The sequence below is a fragment of the Micromonospora sp. CNZ286 genome (genome assembly GCF_014207755.1).
The window spans coordinates 4,415,691-4,441,471 of record NZ_JACHIZ010000001.1 but is presented as its reverse complement, the minus strand read 5'-3'; the positions used below and the strand labels follow the sequence as shown (position 1 = coordinate 4,441,471).

Genomic DNA, 25,781 nt, shown 5'->3' with positions numbered 1-25,781 from the left:
GCGCATCCCGGCGAGCGGTGAGGAGGCCGGTGTCCCACGATGTCGTCCCTCCGGTGGAGGGCACGGTGCACCCGACAGGCGACGCGGACGGCTCGGTGACCGAGCGCAGCGGCAACCCGCCGGCCCGGGCGACCGGCGCCACCGGCGGCGCGTCCGACGCGACGGCCGACGGCGGGGCGGTCGTGGTGCCGTTCCCGACCGAGGGTTCCACCGAGTCCACGCCCGGCAGCGGTTTCGCCCTCTCCAACGCGCCCACCGGCCGGCGGGTACGCGCCCGGCTGGCCCGGTTCAACGCGCCCTGGCAGACCTCGCAGGTCAGCGAGGTGCTGGAGCCGCTGATCGCGACGCACCGGGAGAACCACCCCAAGGCCGACGCGCGGCTGCTCCAGCGCGCCTTCGACACGGCCGCGCGGTGGCACTCGGGTCAGTACCGCAAGTCCGGCGACCCCTACATCACGCACCCGCTCGCCGTGGCGACCATCCTGGCGAACCTGGGCATGGACACCACCACGCTGGTCGCGGCGCTGCTGCACGACACCATCGAGGACACCGAGTACACGCTCGACCAGATGCGCGCCGACTTCGGCGGTGAGGTCGCGCTGCTCGTCGACGGCGTCACCAAGCTCGACAAGGTCAAGCTCGGCGACGCGGCCAAGGCGGAGACCATCCGCAAGATGGTCGTCGCGATGGCGAAGGACCCGCGGGTCCTGGTGATCAAGCTGGCCGACCGGCTGCACAACATGCGGACGCTCACCTTCCTGCCCCGCCCCAAGCAGGAACAGAAGGCCAAGGAGACGCTGGAGATCCTGGCCCCGCTGGCGCACCGCCTCGGTATGAACACGATCAAGTGGGAGCTGGAGGATCTGGCCTTCGGCACGCTGTTCCCGAAGCGGTTCGAGGAGATCAACCGGCTGATCGGGGAGCACCAGCCGCAGCGCGAGGCGCTGCTGCGTCAGGTGACGCAGAAGGTGTCCACCGACCTGAAGGCCGCCAAGATCAAGGCGGAGACCACCGGCCGGCCGAAGCACCTCTACTCGATCTACCAGAAGATGATCGTGCGGGGGCGCGACTTCAACGACATCTACGACCTGGTCGGTGTGCGGATCCTGGTCGACACGGTGCGGGACTGCTATGCGGCGCTGGGGGTCATCCACGCCAACTGGCAGCCGGTGCCGGGCCGGTTCAAGGACTACATCGCCATGCCCAAGTTCAACATGTACCAGTCGTTGCACACGACTGTCATCGGGCCCACCGGCAAGCCGGTGGAGATGCAGATCCGCACGTACGCGATGCACCGCACCGCCGAGTTCGGCATCGCCGCGCACTGGAAGTACAAGGAGCACAAGGGCACCCCGGTGGTGGGCCCGCCGGCGCACATCGACGAGATGACGTGGCTGCGGCAGCTGCTGGACTGGCAGCGTGAGGCGGCGGACCCGAGCGAGTTCCTGGACGCGCTGCGGTTCGACCTGTCCAGCCAGGAGGTGTACGTCTTCACCCCGAAGGGTGACGTCATCCCGCTGCCGACCGGGTCGACGCCTGTGGACTTCGCGTACGCGGTGCACACCGAGGTCGGGCACAAGTGCATCGGCGCGCGGGTCAACGGCAAGCTGGTGCCGCTGGAGTCGACGCTGTCCAACGGCGACGTGATCGAGATCTTCACGTCGAAGTCCGACACGGCCGGGCCGACGCAGGACTGGCTGGGCTTCGTCAAGAGCCCGCGGGCGCGTACCAAGATCCGCCAGTACTTCAACAAGGAGCGGCGCGAGGAGGCGATCGAGGCCGGCAAGGACGCGATCGTCAAGGCGATGCGCAAGCAGGGCATGCCGTTGCAGCGGATGCTCACCTCGGACGCGCTGATGGCGATCGCCCGGGACCTGCATCTGGCCGACGTGGCCTCGCTGTACGCGGCGGTCGGCGACAGCCAGGTCTCCGCGCAGTCGGTCGTGCAGAAGCTGATGGCCTCCTACGGCGGCGAGGAGGGCGCGGCGGAGGACATCGCCGAGACCGCCGTCGCCACCCGGCCGCCGCGCAGCCGGCAGAGCAGCGCCGACCCGGGTGTCGTGGTCCGCGGTGTCAGCGACGTCTGGATCAAGCTGGCCCGCTGCTGCACGCCGGTGCCGCCGGACTCGGTGTTCGGGTTCGTCACCCGCTCCGGCGGGGTCAGCGTGCACCGGGACGACTGCGCCAACGCCGAGGACCTGCGCGCTCAGCCCGAGCGGGTGGTCGAGGTGAGCTGGAAGCTCACCTCCGCCTCCACGTTCCTGGTCGCCATCCAGGTCGAGGCGCTGGACCGGCACAAGCTGCTCGCCGACGTGACGAGGGTGCTGTCCGAGGAGCGGGTGAACATCCTCTCCGCGACCGTCACCACCACCCGCGACCGGGTGGCGGTCAGCCGGTTCAGCTTCGAGATGGCCGACCCGAAGCACCTCGGGCACCTGCTGGCCGCCGTCCGAAAGGTCGACGGCGTGTTCGACGCGTACCGGGTCACCTCGGGGGCCTGAGCCACCACGCACGCGAAAGCGCCCGCCGGCTGCGATCAGCCGGCGGGCGCTTCGTCGTCGTACGGGTGCGGTCAGCCGCCCTGGACCGGGCTCATCGTCACCTTGGTCATGGTGATCTCCTTCTTCGGGTGACCACCGCCGGCCTGCTTGGCGAACGCGCCGTCGTCACCGGCCGCGGCGACCTGCTTCACCACGTCCATGCCGCCGGTGATGGTGCCCAGCACCGTGTAGTTCGGGTCGAGCGGCGAGTCGCCGTACACGATGAAGAACTGGCTGCCCGTGCTGCCCGGCTGGCCGGAGTTGGCCATCGCGATGACACCCTCCGGGTACGGCGGGCGCTTGTTGGTCGGGAGGTTCTCCTCGGCCAGGTTGTAGGACGGGCCGCCGGTGCCGTCGGTGTCCCGCCAGCCCTTGCCGGTGGCGCTCGGGTCGCCGCACTGGAGCACCTTGATGCCCTCGGTGACCAGCCGGTGGCACTTGGTGTTGTCGAAGAAGCCCTTCTCCGCCAGGTGCGTGAAGCTACCGGCGGTACAGGGCACGGCGGCACGGTCGATCTTGGCGGTGATCGGGCCCAGGTTGGTGTCGATGGTCATCGTCTGGGTGCCCTTGCCGGACTGCTGGGTCGGCGGGAGGCCGACGTCCTTGATCTGCGGCGGACGGCCCTCCTTGGGCACCTCCGTGTACGCGCACTGGACGGCCCCGGCATCGGCGGTGGTGCCGCCCTGCTTGTCGTCGTCGTCGCCGAGCGCGGCGACGAGCCAGACCGTGCCGGCCACGACGAGCACCAGCACCGCCGCGGCCCCGACGATCGCCTGGGTCTGCCGGCGCTTGCGGGCCCGGCCGGCCCGTTCCGCCATCTCCCGCTCGAGCTTGGCCCGCGCCGCCGCGCGCTGGCGGTCTCTGGTGGACGTCACGGTCACTCCTCACCTGCTGCGTATGGGGTCGGCGCGCGCGCCGCCGGTCACGTGTGGGTCACCGGCGGCGGGGCCGCCGGATCGGGTTGTCGGGTCAGCCCGCGCTGGCGCTGGGCGACGGCGCGGGACTGCCGGCCGGCGCCGCGCCGGGCTCGCCGACTGTGACGCTCTGGACCAGCACCTGCGTCTTCGGCTTGACCTTGGCGCCGTTGCCATTGTCCACCGTCGGCATGGCGCCGATCTTCTCCACCACGTCGAGCCCACCGGTGACCTTGCCGACCACCGAGTAGGCCGGCTTGGCCGGGCTGGCGTCCTTGAAGAAGATCAGGAACTGGCTGCCGTTGCTGCCGGGCGGGTTGCCGATCATGGCGACGGTGCCCTTCGGGTACGTCGCCGGCTGCCCGGGCGCCGGCGAGGCCGACGGGCTCGGCTCAGGCGCGGCCGGTACGTTCTCGTCGTAGAACGAGTAGGTCGGGCCGCCGAGCCCGGTGCCGGTCGGGTCACCGCAGCGCAGCGCGCCCTCGGCGGTGATCTCGTGGCAGGTGGTGTTGTCGAAGAACGACCGGCCGGCCAGGTAGCTCAGGCTCGCCGCGCCGCACGGCGCGTCGGTCTGGTCCAGCTCGACGGTGATCGGCCCACCCTGGTTGGTGGTGATCGTCATCGGGCGGGTGCCGGAGGTGGGCAGGCCCGTGGTGGGCGGCTGGCCGACGTCCTTGAGGTTGGTGTTGACGGCGCCGTCCTCCGTGCTCCAGAGGCAGACGTCCTCGGCGGCCTTCTTCTCCGGCTCGGAGTCGAACGCGCCGAGCGCCCAGGCGGAGCCGGCCACGATCAGCACGAGCACCACCGCGGCGCCCACGCCGGCCCGGATCTGCCGGCGGCGCTTCGCGACCGCCGCCCGCCGGGCGAGTTGCCGGTCGAGCTTGGCGCGCGCCAGTTTGCGCTGCCGGTCCCTGCTGGAAGCCACGCGCGCTCCCCTTCCTCTGCCTGATCGCCGCCGGCGCCGGGCGCCGTCCGCCGTTCCGATCGGGGTGCGCCACGCCACACGCCCGCCAGAGTGTACGGGTAGCGACTGTGAATGTGGTGTACGAGGTCCCGCCGTCTCAGCCCGGCCGGGGCGGACCGGGCCGGTGGCGGACGGAACTCGCCGGCCGCTACGACTAGGCTGCAGGCAGACGACGACCGGACGGAAAGGGGAGCGACGTGCTCGTGGCCGGCTTTCCCGCGGACGCCTTCGGCACCAACTGCTACGTGGTGGCGACCGGGCCGGGGGAGCAGTGCGTGGTGGTCGATCCCGGCATCGGGGTGCTCGACCGGCTCGACGCCGTGCTCGCCGAGCACCGCCTGCACCCGGCCGCCGTGCTGCTCACCCACGGCCATCTCGACCACACGTTCTCCGTCGCCCCGGTCTGCGGCGCGCGGGGCATCCCCGCCTACGTCCACCCGGACGACCGGGAGCTGCTGGCCGACCCGAGCAAGGCGCTGTCGATGGACCTGACCCAGCTGTTCGGCGGCCGGCTGCCGTACGCCGAGCCGGACGACGTGGCCGAGCTGACCGACGGCGCGACGCTGTCGCTGGCCGGGTTGGAGATCACCGTCGACCACGCCCCCGGCCATACCGGCGGGTCGGTGCTGTTCCGGTTGCCCGGCGCCGGCTCGCGCTGGGAGGCGGAGCAGATCTGCCTCTCCGGTGACGTGCTGTTCGCCGGCTCGATCGGCCGCACCGACCTGCCGGGCGGCAGCATGCCCCGGATGCTGTCCAGCCTGCGGGACAAGGTGCTCCCGCTGGCCGACGACACAGTCGTCCTGCCCGGCCACGGCCCCGCGACCACGATCGGCCGCGAGCGCGCGACCAACCCGTACCTCGTCGAGGTGGCGGGCACCGGCGGCGCGCGCCCGGCCGCGCCCACCCGAGGCCTCTAGACCCTCACCCGCGCCCGCGCGGGTTCTCAAGGAGTTCGTGATGAGCAAGCCCACGCCCATTTCCGGCTTCCCGGAGTGGACCACCGCCCAGCGGATGATCGAGCAGTTCGTTCTCGATCGCATCCGCGCCACGTTCGAGCTGTACGGCTTCGCGCCGCTGGAGACCCGCTCGGTGGAGCCGCTGGATCAGTTACTGCGGAAGGGGGATACCGCAAAGGAGGTCTACCTGCTGCGCCGGTTGCAGGCCGACGCCGACGGCCCGGCCGGTGACGACGCGCTCGGCCTGCACTTCGACCTGACCGTGCCGTTCGCCCGCTACGTGCTGGAGAACGCCGGCAAGCTGCAGTTCCCGTTCCGCCGCTACCAGATCCAGAAGGTGTGGCGCGGTGAGCGTCCGCAGGAGGGCCGGTACCGGGAGTTCCTCCAGGCCGACATCGACATCGTCGACCGGGACACCCTGCCGGCCCACTACGAGGCGGAGATGCCGCTGGTCATCGGCGACGCGCTGCGGTCGCTGCCGATCCCGCCGGTGCGCATCCAGGTCAACAACCGCAAGATCTGCGAGGGGTTCTACCGGGGCATCGGGCTGACCGACGCGGAGGCGGCGCTGCGCGCCGTCGACAAGCTCGACAAGATCGGCCCGGCCGGGGTGACGGAGCTGCTGGCGAGCACCGCCGGGGCGAGTGAGGCGCAGGCCAAGGCCGTGCTGTCGCTGGCCGAGATCTCCGCGCCGGACGCCTCCTTCGCCGACGCGGTGCGCGGCCTCGGGGTGAGCGACCCGCTGCTGGACGAGGGCGTCGCGGAGCTGACGGCCGTGGTGGAGACCGCCGCTGCGCACGCGCCCGGCCTCTGCGTGGCCGACCTGCGCATCGCGCGGGGCCTGGACTACTACACGGGTACGGTCTACGAGACGCAGATGATCGGCTACGAGCGGTTCGGCTCGATCTGCTCCGGCGGCCGGTACGACAACCTGGCCAGCTCGGGCAACGTCCGGTTCCCGGGGGTGGGCATCTCGATCGGGGTGACCCGGCTGCTCGGTCTGCTGTTCGGCGCCGAGGCGCTGTCGGTGTCCCGCTCGGTGCCGACCTGCGTGCTGGTGGCGGTCACCGCCGAGGAGGACCGGGCGGCCAGCGACGCGGTCGCGGCGGCGCTGCGGTCGCGCGGTGTGCCCACCGAGGTGTCCCCGTCGGCGGCCAAGTTCGGCAAGCAGATCCGGTACGCCGAGCGGCGTGGCATCCCGTACGTCTGGTTCCCCGGTGCGGACGGCGACGAGGTCAAGGACATCCGTTCCGGCGAGCAGGTGCCCGCCTCGGCGGGGGAGTGGACGCCGCCCCGGGCGGACCTGAAACCGCTGGTCGGCCCGGCCGGCACTGGCGCCTGACGACGTTTCGACCTACGGTGGCGTAAGTTACGCCACCGTAGGGAGAACGTCGTGACCGTGCTCAGCCAGACCGCTCTGCTCACCGAACTCGAGCCGGTGGTCGAGAAGAACCTCGACCGCCACCTGTCGCTGGCCAAGGAGTGGTTCCCGCACGAGTACGTGCCGTGGAGCGAGGGCCGCACCTTCGACGGTCCGCTGGGCGGCGAGGCCTGGTCGCCGGAGGACTCGACGCTGCCCGAGGTGGCGCGTACCGCGCTGATCGTCAACCTGCTCACCGAGGACAACCTGCCGTCGTACCACCACGAGATCGCCACCCTGTTCGGGCGCGACGGCGCGTGGGGCACCTGGGTGCACCGGTGGACCGCCGAGGAGGGGCGGCACGGCACGGCGATCCGCGACTACCTCACGGTGACCCGGGCGGTGGACCCGGTGGCGCTGGAGCGGGCCCGCATGGTGCACATGTCGGCGGGCTACCAGAACGTCCACGACCAGGAGATGCTGCACTCGCTGGCGTACGTGTCGTTCCAGGAGCTGGCGACCCGCATCTCGCACCGCAACACCGGCCGGGCCACCGGCGACCCGATGTGCGAGGCGCTGCTGGCCCGGGTGGCCGCGGACGAGAACCTGCACATGGTCTTCTACCGCAACCTGCTCGGCGCGGCGTTCGAGCTGGCGCCGTCGCAGGCGATGCGCGCCGTCGCCGACGTGCTCGCCAACTTCCAGATGCCGGGTGTCGGCATCGACGGCTTCGCCCGCAAGTCGGTGGCGATCGCGCTGGCCGGGATCTACGACCTGCGCCAGCACCGCGACGAGGTGGTGATGCCGGTGCTGCGCCAGTGGAACCTGTTCGACGTGACCGGCCTGAACGCCGACGGCGAGGCCGCCCGTGACCAGATCGCCGCCCACCTGGAGACCCTTGAGACCCAGGCGTCCCGCTTCGAGGACCGCCGAGCCGCCCGAGCCGCCCGCGTATCCGCGACGACCCAGGCCTGACCCCTCCTCTCCCTCCTCTCCCGCGCGATCTTGCACTTACGGCCCCCGCATTTGCCGCGAAACCGGCGCAGCGGGGGCCGCAACTGCAAGATCGCCGAGAACGAGCGGGGCGGTCAGGGGAGGGGGAAGATGAGGCAGGTCGAGGTGGCGTGGGCTACCAGGCGGCCGGCCGGGTCCGTCAGGCGGGCCTCGGCCAGGGCGGTACGGCGGCCTCGCTGGAGCACCGTGCCCTCGCAGCGCAGCGTGCCGGTGTCGACGGTTACCGGGCGCAGGAACTTCACGTTGAGGTCCAGCGACGTGTAGCCGACGCCGGCCGGCAGCGTGGTGTGCACGGCGCACGCCGCGGCGGTGTCCAGCAGCGTGGAGATGACGCCGCCGTGCACGGTGCCGAGCGGGTTGTAGTGGAACTCCTGCGGCAGCAGCTCGACCGCGACGCGCCCCTCCTCGGCCTCCATCCGGGACATGTCGACGAGGTGCATGATCGGCGGCGCGTCCAGCTCGCCGGCGATCATCGCCTGCATCAGCTCCAGGCCGCTGCGCCGGCCCAGGTGCGCGGCGCCGGCCGCCGGGTCGGACCAGGTGAACGTGCGGGTGCGCTCCTGCGTCTGCGTCATGGACTCAGCCTCGCAGCGCGTTGCTGAGTCTGTCAATCAGACCTAGCCTGGTCGGCATGAGACCCGCGGCACTGGACTGGTCGGTGGAGAACTGCACCATCGCACGCGCCATGGAGATCCTCGGCGAGCGGTGGACCCTCGTCGTGCTCCGCGAGGTCTTCAACGGCGTACGCCGGTTCGACGACATGCGGGTGCGGACCGGCATTCCGCGCCAGGTGCTGACGAACCGGCTCGCCATGCTCGTCGAGCGCGGTGTGCTGCGCCGGGAGCCGTACCGCGAGCCGGGCAGTCGGCCGCGCCACGAGTACCGGCTCACCGAGATGGGGCTGGACCTGTGGCCGGTGCTCGTCGCGGTGCTCGGATGGGGTGACCGCTACCTGGCCGACCCGGAGGGCTCGCCGCTGAGCGTGGCGCACCGTGACTGCGGCGCCGAGGTCCGGGTCGCCTTGCGCTGCGGCGAGGGGCACGAGATCACCGAGGCGCGGGACGTGCTGCCCCGTCCGGGTCCGGGCGCCCGTCGCCGTACGCCCTGAACCGGCTCTGACAGATGATGTCGATGTTGTTGCTCCGGCGTTACATCGGGCGCGGGTGCGAATCCGGGCAAAGTCATGGCTTGCTTACGATCTTAAATATGTGAATACTTTGGGCACCCGGGCGGTTTCCCCAGGTCGCCCGGGTTGTCCTCGGGCGCGCCCCCATGACAGCGCCCGTTCACCCCCATTCGGAGGTTGTTACATGCGACCCACGAGGTCCACGCTCCGCCGCGCCGCCGCAGTCGCCGTCGCCGGCACCCTGGTCACCGGCTCGCTGCTCGGCGCACCCGCGCAGGCCGCCCCCACGGCCCTCTCGCCGGACGCCGCCGCCACCCTCGTCGAGAAGCTCGGTGCCCGCGCGGCCGGCACGTACGCCGACGCCAGCGGCAAGATGGTCGTGACGGTGACCGACACCGCGACCGCCCGCCAGGTGCGCGCCGCCGGTGCCATCCCGAAGATCGTGGCCCGCGGCGCGGACAAGCTCAACGCCGCCACCAGCGAGCTGGAGCGCTCCGCCAAGATCCCCGGCACCGCCTGGTGGACCGACCCGGCCACGAACCAGGTCGTCGTCTCCGTCGACAGCACCGTCACCGGCGCCAAGCTGGAGCGGGTCAAGGCCGCCGCCGCCCGTCACAACGGCGCGATCCGCATCGAGGCCGAGGCCGGCACGCTCAGCACCCGGATCTCCGGCGGCCAGGCCATCTACGCCGGCGGCGGGGGCCGTTGCTCGCTCGGGTTCAACGTCCGCAGCGGCTCGACCTACTACTTCCTCACCGCGGGTCACTGCACCAACATCTCGTCGAGCTGGTACAGCAACTCCGCGCAGACCAGCCTGCTCGGCACCCGGACCGGCACCAGCTTCCCGGGCAACGACTACGGCATCGTCCGGCACAACAACTCGGCCAACGCGGCCGGCAACGTGTCGCTCTACAACGGCAGCTTCCAGGACATCACCTCGGCCGGCAACGCGTACGTCGGCCAGTCCGTCCGCCGTTCCGGCAGCACCACCGGCCTGCGCAGCGGCAGCGTCACCGCCCTCAACGCGACCGTGAACTACGCCGAGGGCAGCGTCTCCGGCCTCATCCGCACCAACGTCTGCGCCGAGCCGGGCGACAGCGGCGGCTCGCTGTTCGCCGGCACCGTCGCGCTCGGCCTCACCTCCGGTGGTAGCGGCAACTGCCGCACCGGTGGCACCACCTACTTCCAGCCGGTCACCGAGGCCCTCAGCCGCTACGGCGTGAGCGTCTTCTGATCCACGCACCGCTGTGAACGGGCCGCCGGGTGACCGGCGGCCCGTTCCGCGTACCCGTCTCACGTGCCTGCCCCGAGGCGGCCCGGACCGACGGGCGGGCCGTCCGGGCGGGGCGGGTCCGAGGGCCGGACCGTCCAGTGCCGGTGGGCCCGCCGCGCCGACAGCACCGCCGCCAGCGGCCAGAGCGTCACCGCGAGCGCCGCCACCCGCTCGGCCAGCCCGGTCCGGGAGCCGCCCGTCACCTCCGCCACCGACCAGCCGAACAACGCCAGCAGCACGGCCGTCACGGCCAGCGCCACCGGCCGTCGGAACGCCCACGGCGGCCGGCCCGCCGGGGAGGCGGCCACCTCGCGCGGCACCCTGCGGGGCAGCCGCAGCGCCGACCCGGCCGGCCAGAGCGCCAGCGCGAGCACCGCCACGGTGGCCACCACCCCGTGTGCCGGTGAGCCACCCACCTGCGGCCGGGGGAACGCGATGAGCGCGACGGTGGACACCCCGCCGACCGCCAGCAGGAAGCGGCTGGGCAGCCCGGCGGCGTGCAGCGCGGCGGCGGTGGCGCAGTAGCAGCAGCCGAGCAGCACCAGCGCGCCGCCCATCAGCCACGGATCGGTGGCGCCCTCACCGGCCAGCTCGCTGATCGTGTCCCGCACCGGGTCGTACCCCGGCCCCTGGCGGGCGCCCGCCACCGTCCAGCCCGCCACCAGCAGCGCGGGCGCGGCGGCCGCGGTGACCACGGCCCAGCTCGGTACGGCACGCACCCGGCCACGGTAGACCGCCGGACCCGGCCCGCACGGCGCTTTCGCCACCGTCGGGGCGGACCGGCTCGACGGGTGCCCGGGAGCGGGCCCGCCCGCCCTGACAGAATGCGGGGGAGCAGTGAGTGGACCAGATTGAGGAGACGCCAGCCGTGATCCGTACCCACAATGCCGGAAGCCTGCGCGCCGCGGACGCCGGCTCGACGGTGACGCTCGCCGGGTGGGTGGCCCGCCGGCGCGACCACGGCGGTGTCATCTTCGTCGACCTGCGCGACGCCTCCGGCGTCGTGCAGGTGGTGTTCCGCGAGGAGGACGCGCACGCGCTGCGCAACGAGTTCTGCGTCAAGGTCACCGGTGAGGTGACCCGCCGCCCGGAGGGCAACGAGAACCCGGACCTGCCCACCGGCGAGGTCGAGGTGACCGCGTCCGAGCTGGAGGTGCTCTCCGAGGCCGCGCCGCTGCCGCTGCCGGTGGACGACCAGATCGAGGCCGGCGACGACATCCGGCTCAAGTACCGCTACCTGGACCTGCGCCGGGGCGGCCCGGCCAAGGCCATGCGGCTGCGCTCGCGGGCCAACCAGATCGCCCGCGGCGTGCTGCACGAGCGGGACTTCCTGGAGATCGAGACGCCGACGCTGACCCGCTCCACCCCGGAGGGCGCCCGCGACTTCCTGGTGCCGGTGCGGCTGCAGCCGGGCAGCTGGTACGCGCTGCCGCAGTCGCCGCAGCTGTTCAAGCAGCTGCTGATGGTCGGCGGCATGGAGCGGTACTACCAGATCGCCCGCTGCTACCGCGACGAGGACTTCCGCGCCGACCGGCAGCCGGAGTTCACCCAGCTCGACATCGAGATGTCGTTCGTCACCGAGGACGACGTGATCGACCTCGGCGAGGCGATCGTCTCGGCGCTGTGGAAGGACCTCGCCGGCTACGAGATCGCCCGGCCGATCCCGCGCATCACCTGGCACGACGCCATGTCCCGCTACGGCTCGGACAAGCCGGACCTGCGCTACGGCGTGGAGCTGACCGAGCTGACCGGCTACCTGCGCGGCACCGAGTTCCGGGTGTTCGCCGGCGCGATCGACGCGGGCGGCTACGTCGGCGCGGTGGTCATGCCCGGCGGCGCCTCGCAGACCCGCAAGGAACTGGACGGCTGGCAGGACTGGGCCAAGGCGCGCGGCGCGCGCGGCCTGGCGTACGTGGTGCTGGACGCCGAGACCGGCGAGGCGCGCGGCCCGGTGGCGAAGAACCTGTCCGAGGCGCACCTGTCCGGCCTGGCCGACGCGGTCGGCGCGAAGCCCGGCGACGCGGTCTTCTTCGCCGCGAGCACGAACACCCGCGAGGCGCAGGAGCTGCTCGGCGCGGCCCGGATCGAGATCGCCAAGCGGGCGAACCTGATCGACGAGAGCGCCTGGGCGTTCTGCTGGGTCGTGGACGCGCCGATGTTCGAGCGCACTGACGAGGGCGGCTGGACCGCCGTGCACCACCCGTTCACCTCGCCGAACGCCGAGTGGGTGGACCGGTTCGAGGAGGCACCGGACCGGGCGCTGGCATACGCGTACGACATCGTCTGCAACGGCAACGAGATCGGCGGCGGCTCGATCCGTATCCACCGCGGCGACGTGCAGCAGCGGGTGTTCGACCTGCTCGGCATCACCGCCGACGAGGCGCAGGACAAGTTCGGCTTCCTGCTGGAGGCGTTCAAGTACGGCGCCCCGCCGCACGGCGGCATCGCGTTCGGCTGGGACCGGGTCTGCATGCTGCTGGCCGGCGCGGACTCGATCCGCGAGGTCATCGCGTTCCCGAAGACCCGGGGCGGCTTCGACCCGCTGACCGGCGCGCCCACCCCGATCACCGGGCAGCAGCGCGCCGAGGCCGGCATCGACGCCAAGCCGAAGGCGCCGGCCGGCCCGCACGCCGGCACCGCCGGCCCGGCCGCCCCGGTGGCCGACCCCACCTGATCCTCGCCTCGTCGAAGGGCCCGCGTCATGATGACGCGGGCCTTTTCGATCTTCAGGGGGACTGATGCGTCTGCTCGTGGTGGGAGCCAGCGGCTTCCTCGGCGCCGAGGTGTGCCGGCAGGCGGTCGCCGCCGGGCACCGGGTGGCCGGCACGTACCACTCCACCGCCGTGGCGGTGCCCGGCGTCGCGCCGCACCGGCTCGACGTGACCGACCGCGCCGCCGTGCGCGAGCTGCTGACCCGGGTACGCCCCGACGCGGTCGTCGCCACCCCCTACCGGTACGACGACTGGGCGGTCACGGCGGACGGGGCGGCCCACATCGCGGTCGCCGCCGCCGAGGTGGACGCCCGGCTGGTGCACCTGTCCAGCGACGCGCTGCACGCCGGGCGCCCGAAGCCGTACGCGGACGAGGACGTGCCCACGCCGCTGCACCCGTACGGGGCGGCGAAGGCGGCGGCGGAGACGGCGGTGCGGGCGGTGGATCCGGGCGCGGTGCTGGTGCGGACGTCGCTGATCGTGGGGGAGGGCAGCAAGCAGATCCAGCTCTGCCGGGACGCGCTGGCCGGCCGGGCCACGTTGTTCACCGACGAGCTGCGCTGCCCGGTGCACGTCGCCGACCTCGCCGCCGCGGTGCTGGAGCTGGTGCCGGGCGGCTACGCGGGGCTGCTGAACGTGGCCGGGCCGGACGCGGTGAGCCGCGCTGAGCTGGGCCTGCTGGTGGCCCGGCACGACGGGGTGGACGCGGACGGGCTGCGGACGACCACGATCGCCGCCGCCGGACTGCACCGCCCGGGCGAGGTGGTGCTGGACTCCAGCCGTGCCGCGGGGCTGCTGCGGACCCGGCTGCGCGGGATCACCGAGCTGTACGGCTAGTTACACAGATTCTTTGCAAGCATCTTGTGCACGGAAAGTGTGCACAGATATTGTGCATCTCATGGAGGAGAAGAAGCGGCCCGAGGAACGCGCCGTACGCATCGACCACCGTCAGGTTCGCGCGCTGGCCCAGCCGCTGCGCATGCGGCTGATCGGGGCGCTGCGCGTGGCAGGCCCGTCCACCGCCACCGCCCTGGCCGAGATGCTCGGCACCAACAGCGGCGCGACCAGCTACCACCTGCGCCAGCTCGCCGAGGTCGGTCTCGTGGTCGAGGACCCCAACCTCGGCACCGGCCGGCAGCGCTACTGGCGGGCCGCGCACGACGTCACCAACTGGGAGTCGAGCGACTTCGACGACGACCCCGACTCGCGGGCCGCGATCGAGTGGCTCGAGGCCGACTACGTCCGCTTCTTCGCCGGGCACGCCGAACGCTGGTTCTCCCAGCGGCACCAGTGGGGACCGGCCTGGCGCGACGCGTTCGGCATGGGCGACTTCTTCATGCGGATCCCGGTCTCCCGGCTCGAAGCGATCAAGGAGGAGGTCTTCGCGCTCTTCGAGCGGCACCGCGACGAGACCGACCCCGACGATCCCGACGCCGAGACGGTCCAGCTCTACCTCGCCGCCCTCCCGATGGACGCGGCGTTCCCGCGGCCCGCCCCGCCGTCCACCGAGGAGAAGCCGTGACCGCGCTGTCCGTACGCCAGATCCGGTTCCGCTACCTCACGCTGTACGGCCTGCGCTGGCTGCCCAGCGGCCTGCTCATGCCGGTGATGATCCTGCTGATGCAGGAACGCGGGCTCACGCTGTCGCAGATCGGCCTGGTCGCCACCGCGCAGGGCCTCGTCGTGCTGGCGCTGGAGCTGCCCACCGGCGGCTTCGCCGACGCGCTCGGCCGCAAGCCGGTGCTGGTCGTCGCCTGGGTGCTCGGCCTCGGCTCGCTGGCGCTGATGGCGGTCGCCGACTCGTTCTGGATGTTCTTCCTGGTCTGGGCGTTGCAGGGCGTCTACCGGGCGCTCGACAGCGGCCCGATGGAATCCTGGTACGTCGACGCCACGCTCGCCGTCGACCCGAAGGCCGAATACGAGCGCGGCCTCGGCTGGGCCGGCACCGTGATCGGTGTCGCGATCGGCGCGGGCGCGCTGCTCAGCGGCGGCCTGGTCGCGCTCGGCCCGTTCGGCCCGGTCAGCGCGCTGGCCCTGCCGGTGATCGTCGCCGCCGTGCTCCAGGCCGTCTCCATCGTGGCGCTGCTGGCGCTGATGGCGGAGCGGCGGCCCGCGTCCGGCCCGGCCGCGCTGCGCGCCTCGGTGGTCGACGCGCCCCGGATGGTCGGGCAGGCCGTCGGGCTGCTGCGCCGCAACCGGGTGCTGGCGGCCCTGGTCGCCGTCGAGCTGTTCTGGGGCTTCGGCATGGTCACCTTCGAGTCGCTGCTCCCGGTACGCCTCGCCGACGTGCTCGGTGACCCGGACCGCGCGGCGGCGCTGCTCGGCCCCGCCGGCACGGCGGCCTGGCTCGCGAACGCCGCCGGTGCCGCGCTCACCCCGTTCCTGCTGCGCCGCCTCGGCGCCGCCCCGGCCGCCGCGCTGATGCGCATCCTGCAGGGCGTGACTGTGGTCGGCATGGGTCTGCTGGCCGGCCCGGTCGGCGTGCTCATCGCGTACCTGGCCTGCTACGCCGTGCACGGCGCGTCGAACCCGCTGCACATGGGACTGCTGCACCGGCAGGTCGACGGCCCGTACCGGACCAGCGTGCTCTCGCTGAACTCGATGGCCGCCCAGCCGGCCGGCGCGCTCGGCGCGGTGACGCTGACCGCGCTGGCCGACGCCACGAGCGTCAGCATCGCCATGGTCGTCGGCGCGGTGATGCTCGCCGTGGCCGCGCCGCTCTACCTGCCGGCCTGGCGCGCCGCCCGCCGCAACACGCAGGACGTCACCGTCGAACCGGAGTCGACGGTAGGCGGCCCCGGCCACGCCGGCCCGCCCCTCGACGCGGCCCCCGCGGTGGCCGCGACCGCTCCCGCCGGCCGCGACTGAGCCGACCGGCCGGGTGGAACGCCATGGGTGTCTCGGACGTCGTTCGACACCCATGGCGTTCCACCCACGCCGTCGGGGCGTCGCGGGTCAGGCGAGCTTGACGGAGGTGCGGCGTTCGGCGGCGGTGAAGCCGAGCCGGCGGTACAGCCGGATCGCGCCGACGTTGTCCGGGTAGACGCCCAGCGCCACGGCGTCGTACCTGCCGAACAGGGCACACGTCATCCCGGCGGTCAGCGCCGCACCCAGCCCTCGGCCGCGATGCCCCGGTGCGACAGTCAGCCCGGCCAGGAAGCCGATGTCGCCGCGGCTGCGGTCGGCGCCGCAGGCGAGCAGGCGGTCACCGTCGCGGATGCCGTACCAGTCGACGATGCCCGGCTCGCCCGGCCGCGACGTGGTGGCCGGGAACGCCTCCTCGATCAGCGCGGCCAGGGCGGGGTGGTCGGCCTCGGTGAGGCGTACCACCCGCTCCTGCTCCGGCCGGTGCGGCGGCGGGCCGGTGGCCCAGAGGAGGTCCCACTCGGTCAGCCGGGCCACCGGCAGCCGCGCGGCCACCTCGTCCGGATCGGCGTGGGACAGGTTGACCGACTGGCCGGCCCGCAGCGTCCCGTCCGCCCGCTGGGCGGCGAACACGTCGAGCGCCGGGCCGGGGGCGCCGACCGCCCCGCCGGCCGACCAGCCACCCGGTGGCAGCAGCCATCCGACCGCGCCGTCGTGCCGCCATCCCCGTACGGCCACGCCGCGCCGGAGCGCGTGCCGGGCGTACGGGTGGTGGCCGGCCGCGGCGAGCAGCCCCTCCCGTTCGGTCAGCGACTCGTCGACCGTGATCATTCCGCCAGCGTACGACCATCCCCGCTGGTACCGAGGGCCGAGGCACCGCCTGTTCCACGGTGGAGATTGACGAACAGACCGATTGGGTACATCCGTCGCCGACCTGCTGGGAACCCCCACCGGAGGAACGACATGCTCGCCATTCTCGCGGCCATCGTGTTCGGCTTCGCGCTGCTGCTCGACTTCATGAACACCGACCTCGGCGCGCCCGATCTGTTCAGCACCACGACGCTCATGCTCATCGGCTTCCTGCTGCTCTCGCTCTACCTCGCCGGGGTCGGCTCCGGCCCGCGCGGCGGCGGTGGCGGCCGGTGGTACCGGGGCCGGCGGCCCGGTCGCGGCTGACCGGAAAAGACCACCCGGGTCGGGGCGGCGGCGCGATTCCGGCGTCGTCGGCCCGGCCCGGTACTGTCTTCGTGATGGAATCGGACGCCCTCTTCACCCTCGGCGAGCCGGCCGGCGCACCCGCGGGCGCGGGCGGCGCCGACGGCTTCACCGACACCCGGGCGGACTCGCCCCTGCCGGTGCGGATGCGGCCGGCCGGCATCGACGAGCTGGTCGGGCAGGAGCACCTGCTCGCGCCGGGGGCGCCGCTGCGCCAGCTGGTCGAGGGCGCGGCGCCGATGTCGGTGATCCTCTGGGGGCCGCCGGGCAGCGGCAAGACCACCATCGCGCACCTCGTGGCCCGGGCCACCGACCGGCGGTTCGTGGCGATGTCCGCGCTCACCGCGGGCGTCAAGGACGTCCGCGCCGTGATCGAGACCGCCCGCCGGCAGCGCCGGTCCGGCGGCCCGCCGACGGTGCTGTTCATCGACGAGGTGCACCGGTTCAGCAAGACCCAGCAGGATTCGCTTCTCGCCGCGGTCGAGGACCGCACTGTCACGCTGCTCGCGGCGACCACCGAGAACCCGTACTTCTCGGTCATCTCGCCCCTGCTGTCGCGCTGCGTGCTGCTCACCCTCCAGGCCCTCGACGACGACGACGTACGCGGCCTGCTGCGCCGCGCGGTGGCCGACGAACGCGGGCTCGGCGGCGCGCTGGTCCTGGCCGAGGAGGCGGAGGACCACCTGGTCCGGCTCGCCGGGGGCGACGTGCGCAAGGCGCTCACCGCGCTGGAGGCGGCGGCTGCCACCGCGACCGCGCTCGGCACCGGCCGGATCGACCTCGCAGTGGCCGAACAGGCGGTCGACGTGGCGGCGGTGCGATACGACCGCGACGGCGACGCCCACTACGACGTGACGAGCGCGTTCATCAAGAGCATGCGCGGCTCGGACGTGGACGCGGCACTGCACTGGCTGGCCCGGATGGTGGTGGCCGGGGAGGACGCCCGGTTCATCGCCCGCCGGCTGGTGATCTTCGCGAGTGAGGACGTCGGCATGGCCGATCCCACCGCGCTGACCATTGCCACCGCCGCCGCCCACGCGGTCGAGTACGTGGGCCTGCCGGAGGCACAGCTCAACCTGGCCCAGGCGGTCATCCACCTGGCCACCGCGCCGAAGTCGAACTCGGCCACGACAGCGATCGGCGCCGCCGTCGCCGACGTACGCGCGGGTCGTGGCGGCGCGGTGCCGCGCGGGCTGCGCGACGCCCACTACTCCGGCGCGCGGGGCCTCGGCCACGGCGCCGGCTACCGCTACCCGCACGACGACCACCGGGGGGTGGTCACCCAGCAGTACGCTCCGGACGACCTCGTCGGAACCGACTACTACCAGCCCAGCGGGCACGGCGCGGAGCGGGCGGTGGCCACCCGGCTGCCGCTGCTGCGCCGGATCGTGCGCGGGCTGCCGGCTCCGGCGACCCGGGCGGAGGCCGGCGCCCCGGCCGCCGCGAACGGGGCCCGGGTGGGGGGCGGCGAGCAGTCCAGCGGGGCGAGTGAGGGCGGCAGCGACGCCGCCGAGGGGGGTCAGTAGTGATGGCGCGTGGTCCGGAGCGGCCGGCGGACGGCCCCGACGAGCGGCGCGACCCGCGCGGCAAGGGCCGCCGGTGGGGACGCGGCCGGGCCGAGCCCGAGCTGGACCCGACTGTCGTCGGCGAGGAACTCGGCTGGATCGACGACCTGCGCACCGCCAAGCAGCAGGGCGGCGAACTCGGACCGGACGGGGGCGTGCCCGCGCCGCGGCCCGACGCCGATCCGTCCTGGCCGGACGGCGAGCCGCCCCGGCCACCCCGCCCGGCCGCCGCACCGGGGCCGGGCCCCGGCATGCCACCCGGCGGCCGACAGGCTCCGCGGCCCCCGGCACCGGGCTCCCCGCCGCCCTCGACCGGTCAGCCGGTTCCGCCACCCTCGCCCGCCGGCCGGCCCGGTACTCCGCCGGCCGGCGCGCCCCAGACTCCCGGCCGGGCCGTTCCGCCGCCCGCCGCGCCGCACACGCCCGGCCGGCCCCATCCGGGCGGGCCCGCTCCGGTCGGCCGAACCGACCCGACGCTGCCGCCCGTGACCGGCCGTCCGGGTCCGGCTGCGCCCCCGGCCGCCGGCCGTCCGGGCCCGGCTGCGCCCCCGGCCGCCGGCCGTCCCGGGGGACCGGTCACCGGACGACCCGGTACCGACCTGCCCCCGGCCCCCGGTCGACCGGGCATGGACACGCCTCCGCCGCCGGGACGGTCCGGCGTGGACACCGCCCCGCCGTCCGGCCGGCCCGGCGTGGACATGCCCCCGGCCCCCGGTCGTCCGGCCGCGGACACGCCGCCGGGGGCCCGCCCACCGGTCGTGGACGCGCCCTCCGGCGGTGGCCGTCCCGGCCCGGAGACGCCGCCCGGTGGTGGCCGGCCCGGTCCGCGTCCGCCGGTCATGCGCCGCCCCGACACGCCCGGTCCGGCCGCGCCGCCGGTGCGCCCCGGCGGTCCCGAGACCGGTGCCCCGCGCCGGCCCGGTGACGGCCCCTGGCCGGGCGGCCCCGAAGCCGGCGCCCCGCGCCGCCCCGTCGACGGTCCGTGGCCCGGCGTGCCCGAGGCGCCCCGTCCGGCCGACGCGCCGTACCGCCGCCGCGTGGACGGACCCACCGGCCAGCAGCCGCCCGTCGCCGGCACCCGCGTCCCGCCCGCTGCGCCGCCGCCCGGCCGGGCACCCGCCGCCCCGGGCCGCCCGCCCGCCGACGGCGACAGCCGCGTACCGCCGACGCCCCGCGGCCGGCACGGAGCCGGGCCCGAGGTCCCGCACCAGGCCGATCCGACGATCCCGCCGCCGTCCGGCGGCCGCCGGGCCCGGCCGGACGACACCGCCGGCATCCAGCCGGTCTCCGGTGGTGCCCGCCGGGCGCGCGCCGAGGACACCGACGCCGTCCAGCCCGTTCAGGGGGGACGCCGAGCGCGCCCCGATGACGTGGCGCCCGGCACCCAGCCGGTCTCGGGGGCGGGCCGCCGGGCCCGTGCCGACGACGTTCCGCCCGGTACCCGGCCGGTCTCCGGTGCAGGCCGCCGGGCCCGTGCCGACGACGTTCCGCCCGGTACCCGGCCGGTCTCCGGTGCGGGCCGTCGCGCCGCGCCGGAAGGCGTCGTACCCGGCGGGCCGGCCGGACGAGCCGTTCCGGACGCCGCCCCGGTCTCCGGTGGCGGGCGACGCGCCCGGCACGACGAGCCCACCGGCGGCCACCACGTGCCCGCCCCTGGCGGCGGAACCGCAGCCGTGCCCACTCCGGGCACCGGCCGGCGGGCCGCCCCGGACCGCTCCCCGGTCGTACCGCGCAGCGGAAACGCGCCGGACCTGCCGGGCGCGCCCGTCTCCGGCAGCCCGGCGACCGGCCCGACCCCGCCCGCCGGCCGCCGCGGCGCGCCCGCCGGCCGCGGTGCCGCGCCCGACGGCCGCCGGACCGCGCCCGACGAGCCGGGCGGTACCGGCGTCGGCGCCGAGACACCCGGTCGCCGGGCCGCCCGTGACGACGCCGGTGAGCCGCGGCCGCAACGGCCCGACCGGCCCGCCGACTGGCTGCGGCAGGCGGGTCGCACGCCACACACCGACCCCGCCATGCCGGTCACCCGCCGCCCGGCCGGCCCTCCGGCCGACCAGCCGTCCGGCCGTTCCGAAGCGCCCGCCGGCCGGGCCGGCGTCGCCGTCCCGCCGGTGCGTCCCGAGCCGGGTACGCCGTCCCGGCGGCCCGGACAGCCCGGCCCCGATGTGCCGGCGCGCACCGAACCGGCGGTCCGCCCCGACCAGCCCGGCCCGGTCGTGCCCCCGGCCCGGCCTCAGCCGTCCGACCCGTCGCCCGGTAGGCCCGGCCCGGCCCGCGGCGCGGCCCGCCCCGGTGTCGCGCCCACTCCCGGCCCGCGCGGCGACGTCGAGCGCACGGGCGGGATTCCGGCTGGCGGTGGCCGTCCCGGTGGTGCCCCCGCGGGTCCGGCCGGTCCCGGTCCGCGTGGTGACGTCGATCGCACGGGGGGGATTCCGGCCGGTGTCGGCCGTCCCGGAGCCGGTCCGGCTGGACCCGGTGGCGACGGACGCGGGGTGGCACGCCCCGACGACACCCGGCCCGGTGCCGGGCCTCGTCCGCCGGTGGCCCCAGGTGCCAGAGGGCCGGCAGGCGACGGCCCGGTGCCGCCCGGTGCCCCGGTGACCGCCCGCGCGGCAGCCGGCGTGGCCCGCCCGGTCGCGCCGGACGAGCGGACCACCGGACGGGCGACGCCACGCGGAGCGGAGCCGGACCGGACCGGACCGGGCAACGCGGCGACACCGGCGGCGGCCCGGGCGGCTGTGGTCGTACCCCCGGGGGAGCCCGCGGGACCACGGCCCGCTGCGGGCGGCGCGCCGCGGCCCGGCGGTCCCGGACCGGACGACAGCGGCGCGGAGGCCGGTGGTCTACGCGGCGCCCGGTCGGAGCTGCGCCGGCAGATGCGCGAACGCAGCCGGCTGCGGCTGGGCATCCTCGCCCTGGTCAGCCTCGTGCTGCTCGGTGCGGTGCCGCTCTACTTCGGGATGCGTACGCTCAGCCGCGACCCGGTCTTCGACACCCTCGACGCGCTCGCCGTGCCCGCCTGGGCACAGAGCAACACGGTCGACAACGTCAGCGGCAGCCGCTGGTGCCTCCAGGACTGCCGCCTGCGTGAACGCTCCGTCGAGTCGGAGCAGGGGTGGAAGGAGACCGTCGCGGTCTACGAGGAGGCGCTGGCCGGGGACGGTTGGCGGCGCTGGAAGGTCGACCGTTGCCCGGACGAGAAGGTCCCTGGTAGCTACACCTGCTGGCGCCGGGACGAACTCACGCTCGACCTGTGGGTGCGCGACCGCACCTGCACGCCCCCGCCGGTGGACGGGGCGCCCGCGCCGACCGCGCCGCCCGCGCCCGCAGCGGCGGAGTGCACCGGCTCGTTGGTGTCGGTGAAGGTGCGCAACGCGATCGACGACGAGCGCACCGGACCGACGCCGACCACCGATCCGTCACTCACCGGTGAGGATCCGTACCCGACCCTGACCGACGACCCGCTGGGCGAGGCGACCCCCTCACCGTCGTGAGCCGACTTTCATCACGGACGGTAGGGTCTGGGGCTGGCACGCCCGTCCGTGCCCGGTGACCGGGTCGGCGTGGCGCGAAGTGGGTAGGTACGGTCGCGCGTTCCGGGGCGTCGGGTTCCGGGACACTGCTTGAGGAGGACTTTCGCGTGAGTGGTGGAGAGATCGCTGCGCTGATCGCGGCCGGCGCGTTCCTGATGCTGGTGCTCGTGCTGGCGGTGCCGATCCTGCGGCTGCGGCACACCGTGGACGCGACGACCCGCATGATCACCGACGTGAACGAGCGCACCGCGCCGCTGCTGGGCGACGTGAACACCACTGTGAAGAACGTCAACGTGGCGCTGGAGCAGGTGCAGACCTCGCTGGACGGGGTGAACCTCCAGCTCGCCAAGGTGGACACCATGACCAGCCACGCGCAGAACGTCACCGCGAACGTGGCGAACCTGGCCACCGTGGTCTCCGCCGCCGCCGCGAACCCGCTGGTCAAGGTGGCCGCGTTCGGGTACGGCGTGCGCCGGGCCGCCTCCGCCCGCCGGCACGCCGAGACCGAGCGCGAGGTGCGCGACACGATCAAGCAGCAGCGTCGCGCCGCCAAGCGCGGCAACCGCTGACCCCGGCCGGCGTACGCGGGAAGGATGAGAACATGAGGCGGTTGTTCTGGCTGGGCATCGGGCTGGCCGTGGGCGTCCTGGTGGTGCGCAAGGCCACCCGGACGGCGCAGGCGTACACCCCGGCCGGCATCGCCAGCGGGCTGTCCGAGTCCGCCGGTGGTCTGGTCGAGTCGCTCCGGGCGTTCGTGGACGACGTCCGGGTCGGCATGGCCGAGCGTGAGCAGGAGATCCACGAGGCCTTCGCCCGCGGCGAGGTGTACGACGACCAGTTCGCCGAGCTGCGGGAGGACCCGCGTATCGGTGACCGAGAGATTTTCCCGGAGGACCACCAGCGATGAAGACGGCGGAGATCAAGCGGCGGTTCCTCGCCCACTTCGAGGCGAACGGGCACACCGTGGTTCCGTCCGCTCCGCTGCCCGCCATCAGCGACCCGAACCTGCTGTTCATCAACGCGGGCATGGTGCAGTTCGTGCCCTACTTCCTGGGCCAGCAGACCCCGCCGTACGCGCGGGCGACGAGCGTGCAGAAGTGCATCCGGACGCCGGACATCGACGAGGTCGGCAAGACCAGCCGGCACGGCACGTTCTTCCAGATGAACGGCAACTTCTCCTTCGGTGACTACTTCAAGTCCGGGGCGATCCCGCTCGCCTGGGACCTGGCCACGAAGCCGGTCGAGGCGGGCGGCTTCGGGCTGGACCCGGAGCGGATCTGGGCCACCGTCTACCTGGACGACGACGAGGCGTACGACATCTGGCGGGCCACCGGCGTGCCGGCCGAGCGGATCGTGCGCCGCGGCAAGGCCGACAACTTCTGGTCGATGGGCATCCCCGGCCCGTGCGGCCCGTGCTCCGAGCTGTACTACGACCGCGGCCCGGCCTACGGCCGCGAGGGCGGCCCGGAGGTCGACGAGGACCGCTACCTGGAGTTCTGGAACCTCGTCTTCATGCAGTTCGAGCGCGGTCCGGGCGTCGGCAAGGAGGACTTCCCGATCCTCGGTGACCTGCCGGCGAAGAACATCGACACCGGCATGGGCCTGGAGCGGATGGCCTCGCTGCTGCAGGGCGTGGACAACCTCTACGAGATCGACGAGGTCAAGCCGATCCTCGACAGGGCCGCCGAGCTGACCGGCAAGCGCTACGGCGTGCACTCCGGTCACGCGGCCAACGAGTCGCACCCGGACGACGTACGGCTGCGGGTGATCGCCGACCACGTGCGTACCTCGCTGATGCTCATCGGCGACGGGGTGACCCCGTCGAACGAGGGCCGGGGCTACGTGCTGCGGCGGATCATGCGCCGGGCGATCCGGGCGGTGCGGCTGCTGGGCTACCAGGACCGGGCGCTGCCGGAGCTGCTGCCGGTGGCCCGCGACTGCATGGCGCCGTCGTACCCGGAGCTGGCCGAGGACTTCGGCCGGATCTCCCAGTACGCGTACGCCGAGGAGGACGCGTTCCTGGCCACGCTGCGCGCCGGCACCACGATCCTGGACACCGCCATCGCCGAGACCAAGTCGGCCGGCAAGGCGGCGCTCTCCGGTGACAAGGCGTTCCAGCTGCACGACACGTACGGCTTCCCGATCGACCTGACCCTGGAGATCGCCGCCGAGCAGGGGTTGCAGGTCGACGCGGAGGGCTTCCGCCGGCTGATGGCCGACCAGCGCAGCCGGGCCAAGGCCGACGCGCAGGCGCGCAAGACCGGGCACACCGACGTGTCGGCGTACCGGTCGGTGCTCGACGGCGGCGGTCCGGTGGAGTTCACCGGCTACACCGAGCTGAGCCGGGAGTCCCGGGTACGCGCGCTGCTGTCCGGCGGCGCCGCGGTCTCGGCGGCGGTCGAGGGTGACACGATCGAGCTGGTGCTCGACACCACCCCGTTCTACGCCGAGGGTGGTGGCCAGCAGCCCGACCAGGGGCTCATCACTGTGGGCGGCGGCCAGGTCGAGGTCTTCGACGTGCAGCAGCCGGTGCCCGGCCTGATCGTGCACCGGGCCAAGGTGGTGCGCGGCGAGGTGCGTTCCGGGGAGACCGGGTACGCCGAGATCGACGTGTCCCGCCGCCGGGCGATCTCCCGCTCGCACACTGCCACGCACCTGGTGCACCAGACGATGCGCAACTTCCTCGGTGAGTCGGCGACCCAGGCGGGTTCGCTGAACGCGCCGGGCCGGCTGCGGTTCGACTTCAACACCCCGACGGGTGTGGCGCCGAGCGTGCTGCACGACGTCGAGCAGCAGGTCAACGAGGTGCTGCTGGCCGACCTGGAGGTGCACGCGTTCGTCACCAGCCAGGAGGAGGCCCGGCGGATCGGGGCGATGGCCCTGTTCGGCGAGAAGTACGGCGAGCGGGTCCGGGTCGTCGAGGTCGGTGACTACGCCCGCGAGCTGTGCGGCGGCACGCACGTGGCCCGCTCCGCCCAGCTCGGCCTGGTGAAGATCCTCTCCGAGGCGTCGGTGGGTTCCGGGGTACGCCGGATCGAGGCGCTCGTCGGCATGGACGCGTTCGGCTTCCTGGCCCGTGAGCACCTGCTGGTGTCCCGGCTGGCCGAGCTGTTCCGGGTGCCGGGGGAGCAGGTCGCCGACCGGGTGGAGCAGACGGTCACCCAGCTGCGCGACGCGGAGAAGGAGCTGGAGAAGCTGCGCGCCCAGCTCGTGCTCGGCGGGGCCGGCGCCCTGGCGGCGCAGGCGAAGGACGTGCGCGGCGTCGCGTACGTCGGCACCGAGGCGCCGGAGGGCGCGGCGGCGAACGACGTGCGGACCCTCGCTCAGGAGATCCGGGGCCGGATCGACGCGGCCCGCCCGGCTGTGGTCGCGGTGGCCGCCCGGGCCAACGGCAAGGCGTCGCTCGTGGTGGCCGTCAACCAGGCCGCCCGGGGGCGGAACCTGAGCGCGAAGGACCTGGTCAAGGCGGCGTTCTCCGGCCGGGGCGGCGGTAGCGACGACCTGGCCCAGGGCGGCGGCCTGCCCGCGACGGAGGCGCCGAACCTGCTGGTCACCGTCGAGCGGGCGGTCGCCGGCACGGCATGAGCGAACGCACCGAGCGGAGCGAGGGCCGTGAGCGCATGCCCAGCCGGCACGGCATGAGCGAACGCACCGAGCGGAGCGAGGGCCGTGAGGGCATGCCCGGCCGGCACGGCATGAGTGCACGGATGTACGCCAGGGCGGACCACCCGGTCCGCCCTGGCCCGTA

General features: G+C 74.0%; 21 protein-coding genes. 16 read left to right on the top strand and 5 right to left on the bottom strand.

Annotation, left to right across the window (positions count from 1 at the left end):
- Positions 1-29 precede the first annotated feature (29 nt).
- Positions 30-2,501: a RelA/SpoT family protein gene (locus FHX31_RS19305; protein ID WP_013285470.1), complete on the top strand. Its 2,472-nt coding sequence runs from the start codon at positions 30-32 to the stop codon at positions 2,499-2,501.
- A gap of 71 nt (positions 2,502-2,572) precedes the next feature.
- Here FHX31_RS19305 and FHX31_RS19300 read toward each other — a convergent pair whose 3' ends face one another.
- Together FHX31_RS19300 and FHX31_RS19295 are read right to left on the bottom strand one after the other, a co-directional pair.
- Positions 2,573-3,415, bottom strand: a complete 843-nt coding sequence (locus FHX31_RS19300; RefSeq protein ID WP_114919997.1) for a peptidylprolyl isomerase — start codon at positions 3,413-3,415, stop codon at positions 2,573-2,575.
- 94 nt (positions 3,416-3,509) lie between these two features.
- The gene (locus FHX31_RS19295; protein WP_114919998.1) at positions 3,510-4,379 is read right to left on the bottom strand and encodes a peptidylprolyl isomerase; all 870 of its coding nucleotides are present in this window, start codon (positions 4,377-4,379) and stop codon (positions 3,510-3,512) included.
- A 236-nt stretch (positions 4,380-4,615) separates the two neighbouring features.
- Between FHX31_RS19295 and FHX31_RS19290 the strand changes: the two genes are divergently transcribed.
- Genes FHX31_RS19290 through FHX31_RS19280 form a run of 3 tightly spaced genes read left to right on the top strand, consistent with a single transcriptional unit; the run spans position 4,616 to position 7,709 of the window.
- A complete protein-coding gene (locus FHX31_RS19290) occupies positions 4,616-5,335 on the top strand; it encodes an MBL fold metallo-hydrolase (protein WP_030271023.1) in 720 nt (239 codons plus the stop codon).
- A gap of 40 nt (positions 5,336-5,375) precedes the next feature.
- Positions 5,376-6,716: a histidine--tRNA ligase gene (gene hisS / locus FHX31_RS19285; RefSeq protein WP_114919999.1), complete on the top strand. Its 1,341-nt coding sequence runs from the start codon at positions 5,376-5,378 to the stop codon at positions 6,714-6,716.
- Between the two features lie 51 nt (positions 6,717-6,767).
- The gene (locus FHX31_RS19280) at positions 6,768-7,709 is read left to right on the top strand and encodes an acyl-ACP desaturase (RefSeq protein WP_013474878.1); all 942 of its coding nucleotides are present in this window, start codon (positions 6,768-6,770) and stop codon (positions 7,707-7,709) included.
- 113 nt (positions 7,710-7,822) lie between these two features.
- On the opposite strand, the gene FHX31_RS19275 is transcribed toward FHX31_RS19280, so the two are convergent.
- Positions 7,823-8,323 carry a PaaI family thioesterase gene (locus FHX31_RS19275; protein WP_013285476.1) on the bottom strand — a complete coding sequence of 167 codons (501 nt, stop codon included), beginning with the start codon at positions 8,321-8,323 and terminating at the stop codon, positions 7,823-7,825.
- Between the two features lie 56 nt (positions 8,324-8,379).
- Between FHX31_RS19275 and FHX31_RS19270 the strand changes: the two genes are divergently transcribed.
- Together FHX31_RS19270 and FHX31_RS19265 are read left to right on the top strand one after the other, a co-directional pair.
- Positions 8,380-8,856, top strand: coding sequence for a winged helix-turn-helix transcriptional regulator (locus FHX31_RS19270; protein WP_071095749.1), 477 nt, complete (start codon positions 8,380-8,382; stop codon positions 8,854-8,856).
- Positions 8,857-9,058: 202 nt separating this feature from the next.
- The gene (locus FHX31_RS19265; protein WP_013285478.1) at positions 9,059-10,108 is read left to right on the top strand and encodes a S1 family peptidase; all 1,050 of its coding nucleotides are present in this window, start codon (positions 9,059-9,061) and stop codon (positions 10,106-10,108) included.
- Positions 10,109-10,167: 59 nt separating this feature from the next.
- Here the strand turns inward: FHX31_RS19265 and FHX31_RS19260 are convergent, their stop codons facing one another.
- Positions 10,168-10,866, bottom strand: coding sequence for a DUF998 domain-containing protein (locus tag FHX31_RS19260; RefSeq protein ID WP_049794876.1), 699 nt, complete (start codon positions 10,864-10,866; stop codon positions 10,168-10,170).
- A 149-nt stretch (positions 10,867-11,015) separates the two neighbouring features.
- On the opposite strand from FHX31_RS19260, the gene aspS reads away from it, so the two are divergent.
- The 4 genes from aspS (at position 11,016) to FHX31_RS19240 (ending at position 15,726) form a co-directional block, all read left to right on the top strand.
- Entirely contained in the window at positions 11,016-12,821 is a 1,806-nt protein-coding gene (gene aspS / locus FHX31_RS19255) for an aspartate--tRNA ligase (RefSeq protein ID WP_114920002.1), read from the top strand.
- Between the two features lie 64 nt (positions 12,822-12,885).
- Entirely contained in the window at positions 12,886-13,695 is an 810-nt protein-coding gene (locus tag FHX31_RS19250; RefSeq protein WP_184976942.1) for a sugar nucleotide-binding protein, read from the top strand.
- A 61-nt stretch (positions 13,696-13,756) separates the two neighbouring features.
- Entirely contained in the window at positions 13,757-14,380 is a 624-nt protein-coding gene (locus tag FHX31_RS19245; RefSeq protein ID WP_184976941.1) for an ArsR/SmtB family transcription factor, read from the top strand.
- Positions 14,377-15,726: an MFS transporter gene (locus tag FHX31_RS19240; RefSeq protein WP_091328949.1), complete on the top strand. Its 1,350-nt coding sequence runs from the start codon at positions 14,377-14,379 to the stop codon at positions 15,724-15,726. The genes FHX31_RS19245 and FHX31_RS19240 overlap by 4 nt, the downstream gene beginning before the upstream one ends.
- Positions 15,727-15,813: 87 nt before the next feature.
- Here the strand turns inward: FHX31_RS19240 and FHX31_RS19235 are convergent, their stop codons facing one another.
- A complete protein-coding gene (locus FHX31_RS19235) occupies positions 15,814-16,554 on the bottom strand; it encodes a GNAT family N-acetyltransferase (protein ID WP_184976940.1) in 741 nt (246 codons plus the stop codon).
- Between the two features lie 132 nt (positions 16,555-16,686).
- Here FHX31_RS19235 and FHX31_RS19230 point away from each other — a divergent pair, with 132 nt between their 5' ends.
- The 6 genes from FHX31_RS19230 (at position 16,687) to alaS (ending at position 25,618) form a co-directional block, all read left to right on the top strand.
- Positions 16,687-16,899, top strand: coding sequence for a hypothetical protein (locus FHX31_RS19230; protein ID WP_013285485.1), 213 nt, complete (start codon positions 16,687-16,689; stop codon positions 16,897-16,899).
- Between the two features lie 74 nt (positions 16,900-16,973).
- Complete coding sequence (locus FHX31_RS19225; protein WP_184976939.1) at positions 16,974-18,464, top strand: replication-associated recombination protein A; 1,491 nt, start codon at positions 16,974-16,976, stop codon at positions 18,462-18,464.
- Between the two features lie 2,912 nt (positions 18,465-21,376).
- Positions 21,377-21,994 (top strand): hypothetical protein, encoded by a 618-nt coding sequence (locus tag FHX31_RS19220; RefSeq protein WP_013285489.1) that lies wholly within the window; start codon positions 21,377-21,379, stop codon positions 21,992-21,994.
- 146 nt (positions 21,995-22,140) lie between these two features.
- Positions 22,141-22,602: a DUF948 domain-containing protein gene (locus FHX31_RS19215; protein WP_013285490.1), complete on the top strand. Its 462-nt coding sequence runs from the start codon at positions 22,141-22,143 to the stop codon at positions 22,600-22,602.
- A 32-nt stretch (positions 22,603-22,634) separates the two neighbouring features.
- On the top strand, positions 22,635-22,940 hold the full coding sequence (locus tag FHX31_RS19210; RefSeq protein WP_013285491.1) for a hypothetical protein: 306 nt from the start codon (positions 22,635-22,637) through the stop codon (positions 22,938-22,940).
- Positions 22,937-25,618 (top strand): alanine--tRNA ligase, encoded by a 2,682-nt coding sequence (gene alaS / locus FHX31_RS19205; protein ID WP_013474888.1) that lies wholly within the window; start codon positions 22,937-22,939, stop codon positions 25,616-25,618. The genes FHX31_RS19210 and alaS overlap by 4 nt, the downstream gene beginning before the upstream one ends.
- Positions 25,619-25,781: the final 163 nt, after the last annotated feature.

What these genes read in the sequence shown, in the direction of transcription:
- hisS (WP_114919999.1), top strand. Translation starts at nt 5,376, where the DNA reads ATGAGCAAGCCCACGCCCATTTCCGGCTTCCCGGAGTGGACCACCGCC.
- FHX31_RS19275 (WP_013285476.1), bottom strand. Translation starts at nt 8,323, where the DNA reads ATGACGCAGACGCAGGAGCGCACCCGCACGTTCACCTGGTCCGACCCG.
- FHX31_RS19270 (WP_071095749.1), top strand. Translation starts at nt 8,380, where the DNA reads ATGAGACCCGCGGCACTGGACTGGTCGGTGGAGAACTGCACCATCGCA.
- FHX31_RS19265 (WP_013285478.1), top strand. Translation starts at nt 9,059, where the DNA reads ATGCGACCCACGAGGTCCACGCTCCGCCGCGCCGCCGCAGTCGCCGTC.
- FHX31_RS19250 (WP_184976942.1), top strand. Translation starts at nt 12,886, where the DNA reads ATGCGTCTGCTCGTGGTGGGAGCCAGCGGCTTCCTCGGCGCCGAGGTG.
- FHX31_RS19245 (WP_184976941.1), top strand. Translation starts at nt 13,757, where the DNA reads ATGGAGGAGAAGAAGCGGCCCGAGGAACGCGCCGTACGCATCGACCAC.
- FHX31_RS19235 (WP_184976940.1), bottom strand. Translation starts at nt 16,554, where the DNA reads ATGATCACGGTCGACGAGTCGCTGACCGAACGGGAGGGGCTGCTCGCC.
- FHX31_RS19230 (WP_013285485.1), top strand. Translation starts at nt 16,687, where the DNA reads ATGCTCGCCATTCTCGCGGCCATCGTGTTCGGCTTCGCGCTGCTGCTC.
- FHX31_RS19225 (WP_184976939.1), top strand. Translation starts at nt 16,974, where the DNA reads ATGGAATCGGACGCCCTCTTCACCCTCGGCGAGCCGGCCGGCGCACCC.
- FHX31_RS19220 (WP_013285489.1), top strand. Translation starts at nt 21,377, where the DNA reads ATGCGCGAACGCAGCCGGCTGCGGCTGGGCATCCTCGCCCTGGTCAGC.
- FHX31_RS19210 (WP_013285491.1), top strand. Translation starts at nt 22,635, where the DNA reads ATGAGGCGGTTGTTCTGGCTGGGCATCGGGCTGGCCGTGGGCGTCCTG.
- alaS (WP_013474888.1), top strand. Translation starts at nt 22,937, where the DNA reads ATGAAGACGGCGGAGATCAAGCGGCGGTTCCTCGCCCACTTCGAGGCG.